This window comes from Luteibacter sp. SG786, from assembly GCF_011759605.1.
Lineage (GTDB): Bacteria > Pseudomonadota > Gammaproteobacteria > Xanthomonadales > Rhodanobacteraceae > Luteibacter.
In genome coordinates this window covers 1279820-1299176 of record NZ_JAAOYX010000001.1, presented here as the reverse complement: position 1 = coordinate 1299176, position 19357 = coordinate 1279820, and the positions used below count along the sequence as shown (strand labels likewise).

At 65.8% G+C, this 19357-nt stretch carries 20 protein-coding genes; 13 read left to right on the top strand and 7 right to left on the bottom strand.

Annotated elements, in window-relative coordinates; translation table 11 throughout:
- Positions 1-5: 5 nt before the first annotated feature.
- From FHS47_RS05930 to FHS47_RS05870, 13 genes are all read left to right on the top strand, one after another.
- The gene (locus tag FHS47_RS05930; protein ID WP_167024260.1) at positions 6-443 is read left to right on the top strand and encodes a low affinity iron permease family protein; all 438 of its coding nucleotides are present in this window, start codon (positions 6-8) and stop codon (positions 441-443) included.
- A 32-nt stretch (positions 444-475) separates the two neighbouring features.
- Positions 476-1213: a 2OG-Fe dioxygenase family protein gene (locus FHS47_RS05925; RefSeq protein WP_167024257.1), complete on the top strand. Its 738-nt coding sequence runs from the start codon at positions 476-478 to the stop codon at positions 1211-1213.
- Positions 1214-1308: 95 nt separating this feature from the next.
- The gene (locus FHS47_RS19995) at positions 1309-1677 is read left to right on the top strand and encodes a BON domain-containing protein (protein ID WP_208381812.1); all 369 of its coding nucleotides are present in this window, start codon (positions 1309-1311) and stop codon (positions 1675-1677) included.
- 15 nt (positions 1678-1692) lie between these two features.
- Positions 1693-2211 carry a hypothetical protein gene (locus FHS47_RS05915; protein WP_167024254.1) on the top strand — a complete coding sequence of 173 codons (519 nt, stop codon included), beginning with the start codon at positions 1693-1695 and terminating at the stop codon, positions 2209-2211.
- 176 nt (positions 2212-2387) lie between these two features.
- Positions 2388-2735, top strand: coding sequence for a 2-hydroxyacyl-CoA dehydratase (locus FHS47_RS05910; protein WP_167024252.1), 348 nt, complete (start codon positions 2388-2390; stop codon positions 2733-2735).
- Positions 2736-2789: 54 nt separating this feature from the next.
- Positions 2790-3614, top strand: coding sequence for a CHAD domain-containing protein (locus FHS47_RS05905; RefSeq protein WP_167024249.1), 825 nt, complete (start codon positions 2790-2792; stop codon positions 3612-3614).
- 97 nt (positions 3615-3711) lie between these two features.
- The gene (locus tag FHS47_RS05900; protein WP_167024246.1) at positions 3712-4431 is read left to right on the top strand and encodes a DUF1080 domain-containing protein; all 720 of its coding nucleotides are present in this window, start codon (positions 3712-3714) and stop codon (positions 4429-4431) included.
- Positions 4432-4644: 213 nt separating this feature from the next.
- Positions 4645-5907 carry a carbohydrate-binding protein gene (locus tag FHS47_RS05895; protein ID WP_167024243.1) on the top strand — a complete coding sequence of 421 codons (1263 nt, stop codon included), beginning with the start codon at positions 4645-4647 and terminating at the stop codon, positions 5905-5907.
- Positions 5908-6015: 108 nt separating this feature from the next.
- Complete coding sequence (locus FHS47_RS05890; RefSeq protein ID WP_167024240.1) at positions 6016-6864, top strand: FecR domain-containing protein; 849 nt, start codon at positions 6016-6018, stop codon at positions 6862-6864.
- A 125-nt stretch (positions 6865-6989) separates the two neighbouring features.
- Positions 6990-8408 carry a cytochrome ubiquinol oxidase subunit I gene (locus FHS47_RS05885; protein ID WP_167024236.1) on the top strand — a complete coding sequence of 473 codons (1419 nt, stop codon included), beginning with the start codon at positions 6990-6992 and terminating at the stop codon, positions 8406-8408.
- A 5-nt stretch (positions 8409-8413) separates the two neighbouring features.
- Positions 8414-9421: a cytochrome d ubiquinol oxidase subunit II gene (gene cydB / locus FHS47_RS05880; RefSeq protein ID WP_167024233.1), complete on the top strand. Its 1008-nt coding sequence runs from the start codon at positions 8414-8416 to the stop codon at positions 9419-9421.
- The gene (locus FHS47_RS05875) at positions 9421-9534 is read left to right on the top strand and encodes a DUF2474 family protein (protein ID WP_167024230.1); all 114 of its coding nucleotides are present in this window, start codon (positions 9421-9423) and stop codon (positions 9532-9534) included. Before cydB ends, FHS47_RS05875 begins: the two co-directional genes overlap by 1 nt.
- A 50-nt stretch (positions 9535-9584) precedes the next feature.
- Positions 9585-10709, top strand: a complete 1125-nt coding sequence (locus tag FHS47_RS05870; RefSeq protein ID WP_167024227.1) for a hypothetical protein — start codon at positions 9585-9587, stop codon at positions 10707-10709.
- Here FHS47_RS05870 and FHS47_RS05865 read toward each other — a convergent pair whose 3' ends face one another.
- The 7 genes from FHS47_RS05865 to FHS47_RS05835 all read right to left on the bottom strand — a co-directional run bounded on the left by FHS47_RS05865 (position 10710) and on the right by FHS47_RS05835 (position 19333).
- Positions 10710-11477: a YkgJ family cysteine cluster protein gene (locus FHS47_RS05865; protein WP_167024224.1), complete on the bottom strand. Its 768-nt coding sequence runs from the start codon at positions 11475-11477 to the stop codon at positions 10710-10712.
- A gap of 73 nt (positions 11478-11550) precedes the next feature.
- Positions 11551-12618, bottom strand: coding sequence for a carotenoid 1,2-hydratase (locus FHS47_RS05860; protein WP_208381811.1), 1068 nt, complete (start codon positions 12616-12618; stop codon positions 11551-11553).
- Complete coding sequence (locus tag FHS47_RS05855) at positions 12618-15131, bottom strand: FtsX-like permease family protein (protein WP_208381810.1); 2514 nt, start codon at positions 15129-15131, stop codon at positions 12618-12620. Before FHS47_RS05855 ends, FHS47_RS05860 begins: the two co-directional genes overlap by 1 nt.
- Complete coding sequence (locus FHS47_RS05850; RefSeq protein ID WP_167024221.1) at positions 15124-15786, bottom strand: ABC transporter ATP-binding protein; 663 nt, start codon at positions 15784-15786, stop codon at positions 15124-15126. The genes FHS47_RS05855 and FHS47_RS05850 overlap by 8 nt, the downstream gene beginning before the upstream one ends.
- 154 nt (positions 15787-15940) lie before the next feature.
- Positions 15941-16936 carry an SGNH/GDSL hydrolase family protein gene (locus tag FHS47_RS05845; RefSeq protein ID WP_167024218.1) on the bottom strand — a complete coding sequence of 332 codons (996 nt, stop codon included), beginning with the start codon at positions 16934-16936 and terminating at the stop codon, positions 15941-15943.
- 226 nt (positions 16937-17162) lie between these two features.
- On the bottom strand, positions 17163-18530 hold the full coding sequence (locus FHS47_RS05840) for a cation:proton antiporter (RefSeq protein ID WP_167024215.1): 1368 nt from the start codon (positions 18528-18530) through the stop codon (positions 17163-17165).
- 56 nt (positions 18531-18586) lie between these two features.
- Entirely contained in the window at positions 18587-19333 is a 747-nt protein-coding gene (locus tag FHS47_RS05835; RefSeq protein ID WP_167024212.1) for an EAL domain-containing protein, read from the bottom strand.
- Positions 19334-19357 lie beyond the last annotated feature (24 nt).

Here is a 19357-nt window from a genome sequence, read left to right as displayed (position 1 = left end):
CGACGATGGCCAGCAAAGGCAGGGACCAGAGCTTTTTCACCCGCATGGCGATGTCGGTGGCCAAGGCATCCGGCAAGCCGGCCACCTTCGCCACGGCCGTACTGATCGTGGTGGTGTGGGCGGCCAGCGGTCCTCTGTTCGGCTTCGGCGACACCTGGCAGCTGGTGATCAATACCGGCACCACGATCGTTACCTTCCTCATGGTGTTCCTGATCCAGAACACGCGGAACCGGGATACCGAGGCCATTCAGATCAAGCTCGACGAGCTCATCTACGCCCTGAAAGGGCCCAACGCGGCGCTGCTCGACCTCGAGGAACTGGACGAGAAAACGCTCGACAAGATCCGCGCGGCCTATGTCGAGCGCGCGGCGCAAGCCAGACGGGAGTCGGGCTGCGGGAATTCGCCGGAGCAGGAGGCGAAAATGTCGCACCGCGGCGGATAGGGCCAGCGTCGGGGTAGTCGTATACTTCACGCATGAACGCCCCTCAGGAAGCGACCGGAACCTCCCTCCACGACCAGGTGCGCGACGAGGGCTTTGCCTTCGTGCACGGTCCGGACATGCGCATGCTGGTGGAGCACCTGGCTCCCCTCTCCGACTGGGAGGCCTTCGCCGCCAGCTGGAATGCCCTGGAGCCCGACACCTACCTGGCCGCCACTGGGCGCTTTCGGCGCAGGCGCCATGCGACGTTCGCCGCGTCCCGCTTCGGCCACGTGGAACTGCGCCCGCATCAAGCGCACTTCCAGACCCTTGCGTACAACACGCTGCAGGGCGACATCGAGCGCTGGTTCGAGCCCGTGCTCCCGGAGATCGCCACCGGGGCCACCATGAGCGCGATCCTCGACTTCTGCCGGGACTTTTTCGGCGGCCTCTCTCCCGAGGTTCCCCACTGGCACGTGGAAGTGCACCAATTCCGCATCGAAGCCACGGCCGGCACCGCCGGCGAGCCCACTCCCGAAGGCAGCCACCGCGACGGTGTCGATTATGTCTTCGTGCTCCTGGTCGATCGCGAAAACATCGCCAGAGGCACCACGACCATCCACGCGCCCGACGGGCGCGAGCTGGGCGAGTTCACACTCGCAAAACCTTTCGACGCGGCGCTCATCCACGACCCGCGCGTTTTCCACGGGGTTACGCCCGTGACACCGCTGGACCCCTCGAAGGCCTCGCATCGCGACGTGCTGGTGGTCACCTTCCGCGCCGAGGCTGGCTGACGGCAAAACGGGCCACGCGCCCGTCGCACGGATTGCACCACCGGTTCACGCTCCCCACGGCGTACTGCGCGCACCGCAGACACCGAGTAACGGCCGTGAACGTACGTGCACCTATCATCCTCCTTCTCGCTCTCGCCGCCACGGCGCCTGCCTGGGCGCAGGACGCGTCGAAAGTCGACGACACCGCCATCAACAAGCGCGACCGCCACGCGGAAAGCCTCACCCCGATGGATCAGCCGAACAACGCGGACGACATCCGCGTGGCGGCGGCCGTGCGCAAGGCCCTGGTCGCCGATGCATCGCTGTCCACCTCCGCCCAGAACGTGAAGCTCGTGGCGGCCAAGGGCACCGTCACCTTGCGTGGCCCCGTGAAGACGGAAGAGGAAAAAGCCCGCGTGGAGGCGATCGTGAAAGGCGTCGCCGGCGTGACCTCCGTCCAGAACCAGCTCGACATCAAACACTGATCACAAGGGATTCCCATGAAAGCGTCCGTCTATTGCACCACCCGCACCGTGGAACAGGCCGAGATCATCGTGCTCGAACTCAAGCAGGCCGGCTTCACCAGCGACGATATTTCCGCCCTGCTCCCCGATCGCCGCGGTACGCGCGACTTCGCGCACGAGCACCACACCAAGGCCCCGGAAGGCGCGACCACGGGCGGCGTGGTCGGCCTCGGCCTCGGTGCCGGCCTCGGCTGGCTCGCGGGCATCGGCGCATTGGCCATTCCGGGAGTAGGCCCGTTCATCGCGGCCGGTCCCATCATGGCGGCGCTCGGCGGCGCGGCGGTCGGCACAGCCACCGGCGGCATCATCGGCGCCCTGGTCGGCATGGGCATTCCCGAGTTCGAGGCGAAGCGCTACGACGCCAAGGTTCGCGAAGGCAGCATCCTTATCTCGGTGCATACGGAAAACGGGAATCAGCGCGACGTGGCCAAGGACATCTTCAAGCGCAACAACGCGGACGACATCTCCACGGGCTCGGAAGCCAGCGCCCCCTGATATCCACAGGCACTGTGGAAAGCACTTGGACAACCATGTGGATAAGTGCCCTGCCGCCTTACGCGGCAGGCACTTGCGTTGCATTGGTTACACGCTGCTCAAAGGGCGCACCTTTTCTCAAATGCTGAACGGGGCACCGTGTCACAATGGCCGTTCCACCGGTTCCAAGTAGCGCGATGAACTCGTCCGGCAAATATGACTTCAAGCAGTTCCAGGAGGAACTTGCCGCCCTCGATCGCAAGGCCGCAGACACCAGGCCTGCCGCTCCGGCCCCTGCCCCCGCGCCGATTCCCGCCGCGCCGAAGCGCCGTGGCCGGCCCCCGAAGGTCGATCCCCTGGCCGCCGCCCGTGCGGAATTCGAAGCGCTTCGGCTGCGGCATGGGTTTACCGTCGCCGACGTCGTGTCGTGGTTTCCCGCCGAGGAAGGCATCGCGTACCTCCAGGGCCTGATCGCCGCCAGCGAACCGAAGCCGCGCCGCCGCCGCAAGGCCGATCCGCCCGCGGACGGAAGCGACGCGGGCTAGTAGGCATCGGCCGGCCGGGTGACGTCCCGCCTCAGGTCTGCTATCTAGGGGCCCATGAGCCCCGCCAAAGCGCCGAGCATCGCGGCCGTCCTCGCTTCGTCCGCGGCCAGCGAATGCCGCAAGGCGATCCGTTCCCTTTCCGATTCGAAAGACCGGCATCGCGGCATCCACGAAGCACGCAAGGCCATCCGCCGCCTGAAAAGCCTGCTGGTGCTCGGGGAGGAACCCTTCGCCGAGGCGATGCCGTCGATCAAGGCCAGCCTCGCCAACCTTGCCGAAAGCCTTTCTCCGTTGCGCGACGCCTACGTGGCACTCGATACGGCGCGCACGCTCGCCGGGCCCCGACCTTCGCAGGCGTGGCGCCACGCGCTCGAAAGGCTGGAACACCGCTGCGATGGCCGGCTGGCGGCAGCGCTGCATGACGATCCCGGTTTCCTCAAGCGGCGGAGAACCATCCGCGAGCTTGCCGCCACCCTCGAGGGCCTGCCCTGGCGCACGTTTCGCCAGCGAACCATCGAAGAAGCGCTGGAACGCTCGGAGAGCCGGCTTGCAAAGGCGCGAAAAAGAGCGAAGAAGATCGCCACCCCGGCCAATGCCCACGACTGGCGCAGGAAGGCACGGCGTCTGCGCATGCAACTCGAACTCTGGCGTCGCGTCCAGAAGGCACGCGGCAAGACCGGACACCACCATGCCCAAGGCAGGAAAGAACGAGCCCACGAACTGTCGCTGCTGTCCGACGCGCTCGGCACCAAACAGGATCTGCGCGCCTTGCGCGCCACCCTTCGCTCCTTGCGCGAGCCTGACGCCATGGCGCCGTTGCTGGCGCAGATCGGCGACGAACTGAAGAAGCACCGCAAGAACCTGCAACCACTGCAGTAGTCATCCCGCGCGTTGGAAGTCCAGACGTCCATACGCGAACGCATGGCACGATGCGGCAACTGCGCTACGCTCGGCATCCCTTACCTGGAGGTTCCCCATGTCCACGAAGCGCCTGAAGGTTGTCGTCGCGTGCTGCATTGCCGCCCTGCCCGTCTGCGCAGTAGCGGCCACTGCAGATGGCTTCACGCCGCTGTTCGACGGCAAGACCCTTGCCGGCTGGCATTCCTTCGGTCAGAAGGGCGTGGGCAAGGACTGGAGCGTGGTGGACGGAAACATCGAACTCCATCGCGACCTGAAGGCACCGCGCGAAGACTTCGCCGACCTCGTCACCGACAAGGAATACGAGAACTTCGACCTCAAGCTCGAATGGAAAATGACCCCTTGCGCCGACGCCGGCATCATGTTCAACGTGCAGGAAACACCGAAGTATCGGGAAACCTGGGAAACGGGCCCGGAAATGCAAATCGCCGACCTGGTGTGCACCAAGCCCGACAGCTACACGCTGTATGAGCGTTCGGGCGATCTCTTCGATCTCATCTCCTCGGACATCGAGAACGTGAAAGAGCACGGCAACTGGAACCAGGTGGAAATCGTGGTGAACCACGGCCACGTCCAGTTTTTCCAGAACGGCCACAAGACAGTCGACACCACGCTCTGGACACCCGAATGGGATGCGCTGGTAGCGAAGACCAAGTTTGCGAAGATGCCGGACTTCGCCCGATTCCATAAGGGGCGCATCGCCTTGCAGGGTGGCGAGGACAAGGGCGTGGAGCCGATCCGCATCGCCTTCCGCAATATCCGCATCAAGGAACTGTAGGTCGCCACGGATTCCCCGTGGGAGCACCGAGTCCAAAATTGTCCCTCGTTGTCATTGCCGCCGATTATGCGCATCGATTTACACGCGCAGTGCGTCACATTTCGCTGAAAGGCCAATAGACAACGTTGTCATGGGAGCCTAAACCGGAGTCGCTTTCGCAGTCGATCGACGAGGCAGGGACGCTTCACCATCACACTCGAACTGGAGGCGCTCATGCTCATCAAGACATCCCTCGGGCTGGCTGTCGCCCTTGCCTTTTCCGCCGTGGTACCCGTTCGCGAGGCGCATGCCGCGGATGCCTGTGCGGCAGCGTGGGAGGCAAGCAAGGTCTACACGGCCGGCAACACGGCCAGCGAGAACGGCGTGAACTACGTTGCGAACTGGTGGACGCAGGGCAACGACCCGGCCACGAACAATGGCGGCAGCGGTTCCGGGCAGCCCTGGACCTCGCAGGGGTCGTGTACGGGCGGCGGCACGCCACCCGACAACCCACCGGACAACCCACCACCGGACAACCCGCCGCCCACCTCCGGCGACCTCCTGTTCAGTCCCTACAAGGACATCACCATCAACCTCGACTGGAACACCAACATCATGTCCACCATGGTGACGGGTACCCGTCTGCCCGTCGTGGGCAGCGGCAGCCTGGTGTCCACCCAGGTGCCGAACCTCGGCGCCATCACCCTCGCCTTCGCCACCGGCGAATGCGGCAGCGAGAACTGGGGCGGCGTCCCGGCCGCGGCGTTCGCCAGCGCCAACATCGCCCGCCTCAACAATGCCGGGGTGAACTATGTCGTTTCCACCGGCGGCCAGGCCGGTGTCTTCACGTGCGGCAGCGCCACGGGCATGGCGGCGTTCCTGTCGCGATACATGGGCCCGCACATGGTGGGCGTGGACTTCGACATCGAGGGCGGGCAGTCGTCGGCGCAGCTCAACGCGCTGGTGAGCAATGCCGTGTATGCCGAGAGCCTGTACCCCAACCTGCGTTTCTCGTTCACGCTGGCCACGCTGGCCGCTTCCGACGGCAGCTATGGTGGCGTCAATGGCACCGGCGATGCCGTGGTGCGTGCGGTCAAGGCATCGGGCCTGAAGAACTACACCATCAACCTGATGACGATGGACTACGGCGCTGCGGGACCGGGCATCTGCGTGGTGAAGAACGGCGCATGCGACATGGGTCAATCCGCCATCCAGGCGGTGAAGAACCTGCAGCATACCTACGGTATTCCCTTGAGCAAGATCGAAATCACGCCCATGATCGGCGTCAACGATGTGAGCAGCGAGACCTTCACTATCGCCGACATTGACACGGTCACGACCTATGCGGCCACGAACAAGCTCGCGGGCGTGCACTTCTGGTCGCTGGACCGCGACAACCCCTGTGGCGGCGGCTTCGCCTCGCCCACCTGCAATTCCGTGCCCAGCACCACCGTGCTTCAGTACACGAAGCGATTCCTGAGCAATCTCGGTAGGTAGCGTCAAACGGCGGGGGCCGCCCAGGCGGCTCCCGCCGGCCGGCATGGCGCCGGTCACAAAACTGCCATGTTCCATGCATAGGCTCCGCCGCACGCACCTGGAGTCCATGTGTCGATCGAGACCTCCCAGCGCTGGACGCGCTTTCCAGCCGACAAACACCGCACGCTTTCCAAAAGCATCGTCGGTGGCCTGGCCACGATGGCCGTGCTCCTGATTTTGGTTGCACTGCTCTTCACGCGATCGAAGGCAGGACCATCGGCCCTGCGCTTCGCCGCGGATGAGGGCTACACCAGGACGGTGACATTCGCCGACCATACGCGCCTGCAACTGTCGCCCGGCAGCGTGGTGGAGGTAACTTTCGACGAGACATCGCGCCGGATCGTGCTGCTGACGGGCGACGCCACGTTCGACATCGGGAAGGACGAGCGGCGCCCCATGATCGTGGAGGCAGGCAATCACCGCATCGAGGATATCGGCACCGTATTCAACGTGAGCCGGACGGCGGGCAGCACGGAGATTTCCGTCGTGAGCGGCCGCCTCGCGGTTTCGGAAGCGGCGCCGCCCTGGTTCGATCGCGTGCGTCGCCGCCTTGCCGGCGAGAGTGGGCGACGCAAGCGCATCGTGGAACTCGCCGGCGGTGACAGCGCCTCGATAGCGACCGACGGCAGGCTCTTGTCGCGGGGGCATGTCGAGGTCACCGCGGCAACCTGGCTTCCCGAGGACATCCGCTTCCACGACGAAACCGTGGCTGAAGTGGCCCGGCGTTTCAACGCCTACACCCCCCGCCCCCTGGTGATCGAGGACCCCAGGCTGGCCGCCAGACGCATCAGCGGCGAGTTCCATGCACGCGACGCGGCAGCGTTCGTGAATTACCTGGGCAGCCTCCCCGGCGTGGCGGTGATCCACGACGCCGAGCACATCCGTTTCGTGGCGGCTCGTGGCGGAAAACGCCCCTGACGAGGGTAAGCCGCTACTAGCCGGCATACCCCGATTCGCTGCGACAATCCTCCACGCGCCAAAGTGTCGCGCCAGCGAGTTCTGCGCGCGCAGCGGCATAGACTGTGCGCGAAACGGAGAAAGCGATGAACGTTCCCGACACGGCGCTACTGCTGGCACGCTGGCAATTCGCCTTCACGGTGTCATTCCACATCATCTTTCCCGCCATCAGCATCGGGCTGGCCAGCTACCTGGCCGTGCTCGAGGGCCTGTGGCTGAAGACGGGGAAGATCGTCTACAAGGAGCTGTTCTTCTTCTGGTCGAAGGTGTTCGCCGTCGGGTTCGCCATGGGTGTCGTCTCCGGCGTGGTGATGAGCTACCAGTTCGGCACGAACTGGTCCGGCTTCTCCACGGTGGCGGGCTCGGTCACCGGCCCGTTGCTGACCTACGAAGTGCTCACGGCTTTCTTCCTGGAGGCCGGCTTCCTGGGCATCATGCTTTTCGGCTGGACCAAAGTTGGCCCGCGCGCGCACTTCGTCGCCACGCTGATGGTGGCGGTCGGCACGCTCATCTCCACGTTCTGGATCCTCTCGTCCAACAGCTGGATGCAGACGCCCCAGGGACACGCGCTGGTAAACGGCAAGATCGTTCCCGTGGACTGGTTCAAGATCGTCTTCAATCCGTCGTTCCCCTATCGCCTGGTGCACATGGCGCTGGCCGCCTTCATCGTGGCGGCGCTGCTCGTCGGCGCGACGGCGGCATGGCACCTGTTGCGCGGCCGGAAGGACCCGGCCATCCAGAAGTCGTTCTCGATGGCGCTATGGATGCTGTTGCTGGTGGTACCGGTCCAGATAGCGGTGGGCGATGCGCATGGCCTCAACACGCGCGAACACCAGCCCGCAAAGATCGCGGCCATCGAAGGCCTGTGGGAAACGGAGAAAGGCGGCACCTCGCTCAACCTTGTGGGCTGGCCGGACATGGAAGCCGAGACCACGCGCTACGCCTTGAAAGTGCCACACCTGGGCAGCGTCATCCTCACGCACAGTTGGAATGGCGAGATCCAGGGGCTGAAATCCTTTGCGCCCGAAGACCGGCCCAACTCGACCATCGTGTTCTGGAGTTTCCGCATCATGGTGGGCATGGGCCTGCTCATGCTGCTGCTTGCCCTCCTTGGTCTCGCCCTTCGGCGCCGCGAGCGCCTGTACGAGGCACGTTGGTTCCAGCGCTTCGCCTTGTGGATGGGCCCCACGGGGCTCATCGCGTTGCTCGCCGGATGGGTGACCACCGAGGCGGGGCGCCAGCCCTGGGTGGTGTACGGCGTGCTGCGTACACGGGACGCCGTCTCCCCGCTCACCGTGCAGCAGGTGGGCACCTCGCTCATGATCTTCGTGATGGTGTATTTCCTCGTCTTCGGTACCGGCATCTATTACATGCTGAAGCTCATGGCGAAGGGACCGGACCTGCCGCACGACGAGGCAAGCGAGGAAGCGGCCGACACCGGCCGCGGCAAGGAGCGCTTCGACCATCGCCCGCTTTCGCGGCCCACCGAACCCATCGACGAGTAACCGCCATGACCATCGATCTGCCAGTCGTCTGGGCGGCCATCATCGGCTTCGGCGTCTTCCTCTACGTGGCGCTGGACGGCTTCGACCTCGGCATCGGCCTGATCTTTCCCTTCTTCGACCGCGAGGGCGAGCGCCAGGTCATGCTCAATACGGTCGCGCCGGTGTGGGACGGGAACGAGACATGGATGGTACTCGGCGGCGCCTCGCTCTACGCCGTGTTCCCGGTCGCCTACTCCGTCCTCCTGCCGGCGACCTACCTGCCCATCGTGGCCATGCTGTGCGGATTGATCTTCCGCGGCGTGGCGTTCGAGATCCGCGCCAAGGCACGGCGAACCCAGCACCTCTGGGACCTGGCCTTCATTGCCGGCTCCGCCGTCGCCGCCTTCGCGCAGGGCGTGATCCTGGGCACCCTGCTGCAAGGTGTGGAGATACGCGACGGCAAGTTCGCGGGCGGTGCGTTCGACTGGTTCACACCGTTCAATCTCTTCACCGGTATCGGGCTGACCGTGACCTACGCGACGCTCGGCTGCGGCTGGCTGCTGATGAAAACGGACGGCGAACTGCGCAGGCGAATGGGCGTGCTGATGCGCCCGCTGACATTCGCGCTCGGAGCGACGATCGGCGTGGTCAGCCTGTGGACGGTACTCGGCCAGCAAGCCGTCGCCGCGCGCTGGTTCTCGACGCCGAACCTGTTCTATTTCCTGCCGGTGCCGGTGCTCGTCCTCGCCTGTCTCGCCGGCATCCTGAAGGCGCTGCGCAGCGGCGCAGACCGCAGGCCTTTCCTGCTGACCCTGGGCATCCTCTTCCTCGGTTACACGGGCCTGATCATCAGCATCTTTCCGAACATCGTGCCCCCGTCGCTGGATATCTGGACGGCCTCGGCGCCGCACTCCAGCCAGTTGTTCACACTGGTGGGCGCCGCCATCGTCGTTCCCATCATCCTGGCGTATACGGCCATGGCCTACTGGGTGTTCCGCGGCAAGGTGCGCGCGGACGATCCGGGGTACCACTGATGAGCGAACGCAGCCGCTGGCGACAGGCTGCGTGGTTCGCCGCCCTCTACCTGGGCGGCGTTATCGCGGTGGGCCTGATCGCCCTGCTCTTCCGGCTCCTGGTGCCGCGCTGATAGGATGCACGGTGCAGGCCACCGCTTCCGCCGGTGCTTCGGACACGACCGTGACATCCGCGAACCTCGTGGTTTCCTCAGGCGAAGTGACCGCGTTGCGCCTGATCGACCTTGCCTACAGCATCGACCTCGTCCACGCCGAGAAGCTCTGGACCGAGCGCGGCAGCACCGCGTTCACCCGTTCGTCGTTGAAGAGCACGCCTCCCGAGGCCGTGAGCTTCGGCGTCCCCCCGCTGTGGGTGTCGCTGGGTGAGGTGCCCGTGGAACTTTCCGGCGGGACCCGGCGAGCGACCATCTCCGTACGGCTCTACGACTTCGGGCTGGCCGCGTTCTCCCTGCGCGTCCCGTGCACCGGGCAGCCCTGGGCCGCCTATGTGCGCGATGTAACGGACCTCGATACACGCCTGGGGCCGGCCTCCGGCGCGGCGTTCTGGAACGACCTGCTCGAACGCGTGCAGGAGGTGATACGGCCATCGCTGGTACGCCCGACCGAGGGCGGCCGGCTGGACGAAGACCACCTGATCGCCACCGTGCACTCTTTCAACGAGCCCATGGATGCCGAGCGACTGATGGAAACCGTGGACCTCACCGAAGTTCTCACCGGTGACACACGCCCCCTGTCGCGCGCCGCGAAGAAGGATCTTCTCTCCCGCAACTTTTCGTACTACGTCGACGACCTCGTGGTGCTCACCTGGGACCGCGCCTTCATCTATGAGCCGCGTGGCGATTCCGACGTCGCGGACGTGATCGAAGTGGCGAACGCGCAGCTCGTGGAGATGCGCTACTACGATCTGCTGCTCGACGACGAGCTGCCACGCATGTACGACCAGGTGGAAAAGGCGCGCTCCACGGCGTCGCTGCTGGCGTCGCGGCGGTTCGCACACCTGGCGCGAGGGCTGTACACCCTCGTGGCAGAGGTTACCGAACTCACCGAGCGTGTTGAAAACGCGCTACAGGTCACCGAAGACGTCTACCTCGCGCGCGTGTACTCCAGCGCGTTGTCGCTGTTCCGCGTGCAAGCGCTCAGCGCCTCGGTCGACCGCAAGCTGTCGATCATTCGCGACACGTACGCTGCGCTCTACGAAGAGGCGTCCAGCCGTCGCAACGAATGGCTGGAAATCGCCATCGTCGTGCTCATTCTTATCGAAATCGTCATTTCGCTGACGCACGCGTGATCAGGCGTCGCCGGCAACGAAGCCCAGGAAACTTGCGGTGCCCGCCAGGGCCGTGGACGGCAACGATGCCGTGCCCGCCGATTGCAGGAGATCGAGCGTGGCGCGCCGGTGCGACACGATCTGCCATTCCCCGGCGTTTCGGTCTTCGCCGCCCGCGGCCGCCGCTTCCAGGGCCGCGAGAAACCGGCCGCGCTCCGGTGCGTGGATCACCACACCCTCGTTCGAAAGTCCGCTCGACAGAATGCCCAGGATCGCGCAGAGCTGCTTCTTGACCTCGGCGTCGCGTGCGTCGGCGTCGCGCATGCCCACGATGGCGCCCGCCACTTCCGGATCGTTCCAGTTGCCGTCTTCGGACTGGAGCACTTCCACGCTCTGCCATGCGTCCGGCGGGCACAGCTTCGTCTCGCGGTCCAATGCATAGAACGGGTTCACCTCGGCGGGATACACCCTGCAGGCGCGCGGACGCCGCTCGTAGATGCCGCAGCGCATGTCCGGCTGCAAGTTCGGGCACGCCCCTTCGAACACCGCCATCAGCGACACGATGACCCGCACCGGCAGGCGTCCACTGGTTGCGGCGAACGAACGGCGGCGTTTGTACCAGGCAAGATGGTTGTCCGCCGGCGGCTCTTCCGGCCAGGGGATGGCTTCGCAGAACAGCTGCACCTGACCACCGTCGCGCAGCCAGGCCATGGCCTCGTCCACACTGATCGGAAGTCGCAGTCCGTGGCAGCAGCGGCCACACATGGTGCAGGAAAAATGGATGGTCATCGGGTCCCTGGGCTGTACGTTCGGCGAACGAGCGTCTTCCGTGCCATTCGCCGCGATGAGCACAAAGGTTACATCAGAGTCTCACTCTATCCCCATAGCCCACGAGTTCGAGGTACCCACGGCCGCCGGGCACCCGTACCGCTCCCTCCCAGTACACGGGGCCGCCCTCGCGTACGATGTCCAGTTCCTGGTCATCCATGAGCGGCTGCACGAGGTAGCGCTTCTTTCCGGACGGGGTGGCAATCTCGATGGTTGTCTCTACCGGATACCTGGCCCCGCTGCGCGGAGAGCGCCACAGGCGCCGGGTTTCGAAATTCACGTCCTCCGGTCGCAGGATGACCAGGGAGCCATCCGCGGCACGAACGCTCCCGCCCGCCCACATCGGGTGCCCGTCGGCGTCGCGCACCCGGAACACGGTAACGGCACTGCCGTCGTCCATGTTGAGCCCCGCCCAATCCCATCCCTGCGAACGCGGGTTGAGCAGGCTGGACGACCATTCGCGATCGAGCCATGCGGTGCCCTTCACCGTTTCCACGTCATTGCCTCGTTTCAGCCGGCCCTCTGCCGAAAGATGGGGCATGCTGAAATACGCGCTCGCCTCGCCTTCGCCCGGGCCTTTGCGGCTATAACCGCGGTCGCCTTGCAGGAGCGGAGGCTGCGTGGGTGTCAACATGAGATCCAGGGTAAAGTCCGCGCCGCCGAAGTGGGTGGCGAACCGCCCGTCGCCCTGCCGAACGAGCTGCCAGTCGTCTATCGACACATTCGTGTCGCCCGTCGCCGCCTCCGCCAGCCCGAATCCTTCGCGCGCCAGCCGCTGCGCGTGATCGAGACGCCCTTTCGCGGGATCGGCCAGTGCCGCATGGGCAAGGATGAGCTGTCGGGGCGCGAAGCGGCTCGGATTGCCGTCGTCGAACGACATGCGCCTGCGGAAGAACGTGATCTGGAAACCCACGGGCCCGCCCTTCGTTTCCAGCCAGCCCGTGACATACCACCATTCCAGGCCGTACGCGGGGTGCGCGCCGTGGTCGCGCGGCAGACTCACCGGCGCGTCGCGCGGTACCGGCGGAAACACGACCCGCTCACCAGCGAGGCCGACGGTAGTCACGAGCAACAGCATCGGCCATAGCCATCGCATGCGCATTACCAGTCCTCCCTTACTGCGCGTACCGCATCCACGGTCAGCACGTTGCGACCCACCACCAGCGCAACACCGGCGGTGGCGACGATCAGCGTCGCGACGACACCGCAGAGGAAAGGCCAGGGAAGCACGGTATCCATCGTCCAATGGAACGACTGCGGGTTCACCACGTGGATGAGCACCTGGCTCATGGCAAGTCCGAGCGTCACGCCGGCGATGCCGCCCACGCCACCCAACAGCGCACCTTCCGTCACGAGCATCCATGCGAGTTCGCCGCGCGTAGCGCCCACATGGCGAAGCATGCCGAACTCGCGAATGCGCGCCAGCACCTGCGCGCCCACGGTCGCCGCGACGCCGGCCAGGCCGACGCACACGGCGATACCTTCGAGAAGATAGGTAATGAGGAAGCTGCGATCGAAGGCTTCCAGTGCCTTCCTTCGGATCTCCTGCGGGCGGCTGATGGTGAACGCAGGGGCGCCGTTTCCGACGGCGGCGCGCAAGCCCGCCACGACCGGACCGGTGTCCACGCCCGGCGCAACGAGGATCGACACGCCCGTACGCCGACTGTCGCCGGTCCAGCGCACATAGCTCCGCTCGTCCACGACAATGGCTCCATGCTGCCGGGCATAGTCGCGCCACACGCCGGCAACGACGACGGTGGGCGCACCGGGCAAGGGCAAGGCGAGGCGGTCACCCGGTTTCCAGCCATAGACACGGGACGCCGGTTCGGACACCCATATCGGCACTTCATTGGAAGGAACGGGCACCGCCGGGCCAAGCAACGAATGCTGCGCCCCCGGTCCGTCCAGCGAGCGCGCGAGCAGCGCCACCGGAGGCCGCCGCTCGTCGAAGCGTAACGGGGTCTCCTTCAGCACGCCCATCCACGCGACACCCGGCACGGCGCGCAGGCGCGCCTGCGTCGCCGCGTCGAATCCGCCCGAGGTCGTATCGTTCGCCTGGAGGTAGATGTCGGCCCGCAGCACATCGCCGAGCCAGCGGTCCACCGATTCGCGAAAGCTGCTCACCATCACCGCCATGGCAACGGTCAGGGCCGTAGCGGCCAGGATGCCCGCAAGCGCCACGGATGCCTGCGACGGCGCGCCCCACAGCCGCGCGATGGCGAGGCGGAACGGCACCGCTTTCGGCGATATGCGGCGAAGCGGCGTGACGAGGACACGTGCGAGCCAGGGCATCAACGCCACGCCGCTCGCCAGCAGCAAAGCCATCGACACATAGCCGAACAGGGCCAGGCCGCGAACGGCAGGCAAGGCCGCGGCGCATGCCGCGCCCGCAAGCAGACCGACGGCCATCCAGGGCCGGACGCGGACACGCGGGTCGATCACGTCGCCAGGATTCTTGATGGCGATGCCGGGCGCAGCGCGTGCCGCCGCCAGCGCCGGCACCATGCTGCCCAACACTGCGGCAGCGACGCCGAGCAGACCGAAGATGCCCGCGGCCCACGGCGCGAACACCAGCTGTGGGGTTCCGCCGTTGAAGTATCCGCCCCCAAGGTCGCCGCCAAGCAGCTTCAAGGCAAGCGACGCCAGCCCCAACCCCAGCCCGATGCCAGCGCAGGCACCCACGACACCTAGCAGGATCGCCTCGCTGAGCACCTGGCCGCGCAGCGTACGCGCCTCCATGCCGAGCACGCGCAGCAGCGCGAACTGGGCACTTCTCCGTGCCACCGACAGCGATTGCGCCGAGTACACGAGGAACCCGCCCGTCAGCAATGCCACGAGCGCGAGCATGTCGAGGTTGACGCGATAGGCAGCCGAGAGGCTGTCGTTCTGGGCAGCCTCGCCCGTGGCGTCGACCACGATGGCATCGGGCGGCAGCATCGCGGCGATCGCTCGCCTCGTCGTCGCGACATCGACGCCACGATCGACACGGATATCCATGCGTTGCAACCGGCCGAGCATGCCGAATCGCCATTGGACCGCCGCGATGTCCATCGCGGCCACGCGACTGCCTGCAGCCGCCGGCAGCGTGCCCGCGATGACGGCACGGAACGTGCGACCGTTGGCAACGATGGTCGTCGACTCCCCGACCTTGTGCCCAGACGCCGCAAGCACGGAAGCGGACAGATAAACGGCCCTTCCCTCGATGAATCCGCCGAACGCGGGCAATCCGCCGACGACATCGCCCTGCCCCATGCCTGTCACGCGAAACACATCGATACCTTCGAGCGTCACCCGAGTGGTCCCGTCGAGGGTCGCAGCAACCGTCACCACCGGCGACACCGATGCGCCGTGCACGCGTGCGACACGCGGATACAGCATCTCGTCGAATCCGAAGGCATTCTTGGATTGCACCTGCAGGTCCGCCGCGCCGCTGACCGATCGCACCGCCTTGTCGAACTCCCCCAATGCCGACGCATTGATGAGATGCACGGCGAATCCCAGCGCGACACCGAGGGCGATGGCGAGCAACGCGGCCACGACGCGGCCCGGATGGGCGCGCCATTCGCTCCACAGGAGCCAGCGTCGCGCCACGGGAAACAGGCGCTGGTCAGCCACGGGCAACGAGTCCGGCGGGCGACAGCACAAGCGTGCGGTCCGCCGCCGCAGCAGCCACGGCGGAATGAGTGACGAGCAGCACGGCGGCACCGGCGTCGCGAACCTGTTTCACGAACAGGCCCAGCGTGTGCGCGGCGGTGTCGGGGTCCAGATTGCCGGTCGGCTCGTCGGCGAGGATCAGCCCCGGACGGTGCACGAGCGCGCGCGCCACGGCCACACGCTGCAATTCGCCGCCGGAAAGCTCGCGAGGATACGCTTCGCCCCGACCGCCCAGGCCGACCGCATCGAGCATCGCGTTGGCGGCACACAGGGATTCGTCGGGCTCGCGTCCCTGCAACGCCAGCGGCAAGGCGACGTTGTGGGCAAGATCCAGATGCGGCAGCACATGGAAGGCCTGGAAGACGAACCCGATGCGGTCGCGGCGAAGCCGCGTGCGGCCATCGTCGTCGAGGCCTGCGATATCGATGTCCGCAATGCGGACGCTGCCTGCATCGGGCGAATCGAGCCCGGCGATCAGGTTAAGCAAGGTGGACTTGCCCGCGCCCGACTCCCCCATGATCGCGACGAACTCGCCCGGGGCCAACGCCAGGTCGATCCCTGCGAACAGTGTCCGGCCGCCGGGCACCGTCTTGACCAGGCCTTTGACGTTCAGCATCCGGGGCTCCAGGCGTAAAGACGGGCAGTTTACCCCGGCAAAACGCATGGATTCGTGCACGCGCCTGCATACCTCATGCGCGAATCCGGACAGCCACCTGCAAGTTCATGATCCGTCGTCGCCATGAAGGCCGCGGCGACGGATCGTCATGCGGTCAGTTGTTCCCCTTGACGACGAACGTGGCATCCGCCGCCTGCCTGAGCGAGCCCAACTCGAAGTGCTTCCCGATCTCGGTCGCCCATATCTGGGCGATGACCTTGTAGACCTCTTCGGTGGGATGGGCCTCGTCGCTCGTGGTGGTGCAGAACGCGGCCCGCTGATTCTTCGGCGGGGCACCGTAACGCACTTCGATACCCTTGGGCTGTGCCTCCTTGATGAAGCCGTAGGCGTCGAGGTTCCTGCAGACGTGGTACATCGGTGTGTAGATGTCGACGATGCCCGCCGGATTGTTCTTCGGGAAATCCTCGTTGATGTGCTTCGCCAGTTCATGCCCGAAATTCAGCGACCCCGTCGAGAAGTCGATGACCTTCTGGGTGGCCTCCTGGCCGTAATAACGAACCGCGTCCTGGGGATCGGGAAGGTTTCCGAACAGGAAGGCCGCGTTCGGATCCAGCTTGATGATGTCCTGGCAGAGGCTGGCCATCTCCCGGCCCACCTTGGCCATGTCCGACTTGTCGCGCTCGTTCGTCACCAGGTCGTTCAGGCCGAACCAGATGAGGTACAGGCCTACGCCGTGCTCGGACGTCAGCGGATATGCCTTGAGGTCCTGGGCGTACTTTGCGACCTGTTCCTTGAAATAACCCAGCCCCGTGCTGCTGCGGTCGGAACCGCCCATCGCGCCGCCCTCGGCATAGTTCGCGTAATAGAGGGGATCCGTGGTGGACGATCCGTTCTTGCTGTTTGCGCTCCAGCGCAGGTGCGGGGCCGCGGCGGCGAGCGATGTGGATTGGTTCACGGTGATCAGCGGACTGCCGCCGGCCCACTCCCAGATGAAGTCGGTCCAGTTCCGGTTGTCGCTGAAGCGCTTCACCTGGTTGGTGCGCATCAGACCGAAGAGCGAGGCGAACATGCCAGTGGGCGTATCGCGCTTGACGCCGATATCCGAGAGGCTGTCGCCGAAGATGATGAGTCGTTTAACCTTGACGGTCATGGCAGGGGTCCTTTCGATGTGTTCGATCAGCGGAATGCGGTGAGGCACTGCACGCCTGCCCATGCCAGGCGGTGGCTCACCGGGTTGCCGGGCAAGGCATGCCGTGCCCGGGCATGCACTATCGCGACAGCCCGATCCGGCTCACATCGGCAAATTCCCGATTTGCGCTGTTCTTTTCCCCAGGCCGCAGCAAACACTCACGAGCGGTCTTCGACACTCGGCGTCATTACATGCCGCGCCCGTTCGCGCCGCGTTGCTTCGCCGCTTCGATGGCACGCTCCCGCCACTGCATCAGCGGCGTGACGCTGATGCCATGGATGACGATGCTCATCGCCACCACGGTGAGCACGACGCTTTCGAAGGCGGGCACCGACACACCCGCCAACCCGTGCACCACGGCGAAGGCCATGTAATTGAGGCTGCCGAGCCCGCGGATGCCGAACCAGCCGATCAGCAACCGGCGCTGCCAGGGCAACCTGCACCCGGCGGTGGCGATCCACGTCGACAGCGGCCGGACCACCAGTAGCAACACGCCCGCCACAAGCACGCCATCCCAACTCACCGCCGGAATGACCGCGATCCCCACGGCCAGCACGAGGGCCACGGCGATGAGCCGTTCGACGGTTTCTCCGAAGGACAAGGCATCGGAAACCATCCACCCTACGGTTTGACTCGGGTGGTCCACGCTGGCCTGCGACCGCTCGTTGGGATTGATCCGCATCTCCGCAGGCGTGTCGAGCTCCGCCCCCTCGTTCCGCTTCCTGCCATCCCTGCCTTCGCTCACACTCAGCTCCACCCGGCGCAGTCCCGCGCCGGCAGCGAAGGCCGCGAGAAAGCCCGACACCTCCAGCATCTGGCTGGCCGCGTAGACCACCACCATGATGCCCAAGGCGAGGAAGTCGCTCGGCGCCACGTCGCGGGCGGTGTATCGCAGGTGCGTGCCCACATAACCGAGCCCCCAACCACCGAGCAGACCGATAGCGAGCCCACCGGCCAGTTCCCAGAGCACGTCCAGCGTGAACCAGTGCGCGAGGACACTGGGCACCTCGGCGCCGGGGTCCATCAGGGCCAGGGCAAGAATGAGCAACGGCAGCGCCGTGCCGTCGTTGAGCCCCGCCTCCCCCGAAAGCGCCACGCGAAGGGGATCGTCGTCGCGTGCGTCGTCGACCGACACCAGCGATGCAAGCACGGGGTCGGTGGGACTCACCACGGCAGCCACCGCCAGCGCGGCGGCGAACGGCCAGCCGAGGCCCAGGCAGGCGACCGCCGTGACTCCGGCGGCCGTCAGCACCATCGCCGGCAAGGCCAGCCGAACGGCCATGACCCAGCCCCTGTCGCGGAACGGCAGACGAAGCTTCAGGCCCGTGACGAAGAGGGAAACCACCAACGCCGCTTCCGTGGCCACGTGCAGCCAGTGGATATGCTCGCGCGACAGCGGCAGCTTGGTCAGGCCGAACACGCCGGGGCCAATGAGGATGCCCACCACCAGGTAGATCGCGAACGTGGTGACGGGTCCCCGATGGATCCAGCCGGAGAGAAACGATGTCGCCAGCAGGAGAGTGCCGGCGAGGGCAAGCCACCAGAGAGGGGTCATGCCCGGATGATTGCCGGGACCGGGTCAAGGCCCCGCGAAACGTGACCGGCGATGCCTTACGAAGCGGGCCACGTGATGGCAGGCACCGACTCGAGTGCCGGCCTGGCGAAAAGGAATCCCTGCTGGAGCCCGATGCCGAGGTCTCGCAAGGCCCGGTACTCATCCATGGTTTCCACCCCTTCCGCGAGAGGGCGAACGCCGAGCTGCGCGCAAAGATCCACCATGTGGCGGACGATGACCTGCCGCGCCCGATTTCCGTCGATGCCCCTGACGAGCCCGATGTCGAGCTTCACGAGATCCGGCTGGAAGTCCGCCAGCAGGTTCATGCCTGCGAAACCCGCGCCGAAATCGTCGATGGCGGTGAGAAACCCGTGCGCCTTGTACGCGGTAAGGATGCTCACCAGGTGATGGTGGTCGACCACCTCCTCGTGCTCGGTGACCTCGAAGATCACTCGGTTCAGAGGCCAATTCACCTCCTTCGCGGTGGCGAGCGTAGCCTGCAGGCAGTGCTCCGGCACGTACACGGCATTGGGCAGGAAATTGATCGAGAGCAGTCCAGGCGGTTCCAGAATGGCGGCCTTCCGAATGGCCACGATGCGGCATGCCTGGTCGAAGGCGTAGCGGTTCTCGTGCGCCACCGAGGCCAGCACGTCGCTGGCGGAAGCCCCGTCGGTTCCTCGCACCAGGGCCTCGTGGGCGAAGATCGTGCCATGTTCAACGTCCACGATCGGCTGGAACGCCATCGTGATGCGGCTGGCCACTTCGTTGGCATCCCCACAGCCCCTGCAAAGCGTTGTCGTCATGACCAGCCCTGGTGTGTGCGATAC

Coding starts and splice junctions, on each gene's coding strand:
- FHS47_RS05850 (WP_167024221.1), bottom strand. CDS start 15,786: ATGCTGAACGTCAAAGGCCTGGTCAAGACGGTGCCCGGCGGCCGGACA.
- FHS47_RS05840 (WP_167024215.1), bottom strand. CDS start 18,530: ATGACCCCTCTCTGGTGGCTTGCCCTCGCCGGCACTCTCCTGCTGGCG.
- FHS47_RS05925 (WP_167024257.1), top strand. CDS start 476: ATGAACGCCCCTCAGGAAGCGACCGGAACCTCCCTCCACGACCAGGTG.
- FHS47_RS05885 (WP_167024236.1), top strand. CDS start 6,990: ATGAACGTTCCCGACACGGCGCTACTGCTGGCACGCTGGCAATTCGCC.
- FHS47_RS05875 (WP_167024230.1), top strand. CDS start 9,421: ATGAGCGAACGCAGCCGCTGGCGACAGGCTGCGTGGTTCGCCGCCCTC.
- cydB (WP_167024233.1), top strand. CDS start 8,414: ATGACCATCGATCTGCCAGTCGTCTGGGCGGCCATCATCGGCTTCGGC.
- FHS47_RS05910 (WP_167024252.1), top strand. CDS start 2,388: ATGAACTCGTCCGGCAAATATGACTTCAAGCAGTTCCAGGAGGAACTT.
- FHS47_RS05930 (WP_167024260.1), top strand. CDS start 6: ATGGCCAGCAAAGGCAGGGACCAGAGCTTTTTCACCCGCATGGCGATG.
- FHS47_RS05860 (WP_208381811.1), bottom strand. CDS start 12,618: ATGCGCATGCGATGGCTATGGCCGATGCTGTTGCTCGTGACTACCGTC.
- FHS47_RS05895 (WP_167024243.1), top strand. CDS start 4,645: ATGCTCATCAAGACATCCCTCGGGCTGGCTGTCGCCCTTGCCTTTTCC.
- FHS47_RS05865 (WP_167024224.1), bottom strand. CDS start 11,477: ATGACCATCCATTTTTCCTGCACCATGTGTGGCCGCTGCTGCCACGGA.
- FHS47_RS05900 (WP_167024246.1), top strand. CDS start 3,712: ATGTCCACGAAGCGCCTGAAGGTTGTCGTCGCGTGCTGCATTGCCGCC.
- FHS47_RS05845 (WP_167024218.1), bottom strand. CDS start 16,936: ATGACCGTCAAGGTTAAACGACTCATCATCTTCGGCGACAGCCTCTCG.
- FHS47_RS05835 (WP_167024212.1), bottom strand. CDS start 19,333: ATGACGACAACGCTTTGCAGGGGCTGTGGGGATGCCAACGAAGTGGCC.
- FHS47_RS05905 (WP_167024249.1), top strand. CDS start 2,790: ATGAGCCCCGCCAAAGCGCCGAGCATCGCGGCCGTCCTCGCTTCGTCC.
- FHS47_RS05915 (WP_167024254.1), top strand. CDS start 1,693: ATGAAAGCGTCCGTCTATTGCACCACCCGCACCGTGGAACAGGCCGAG.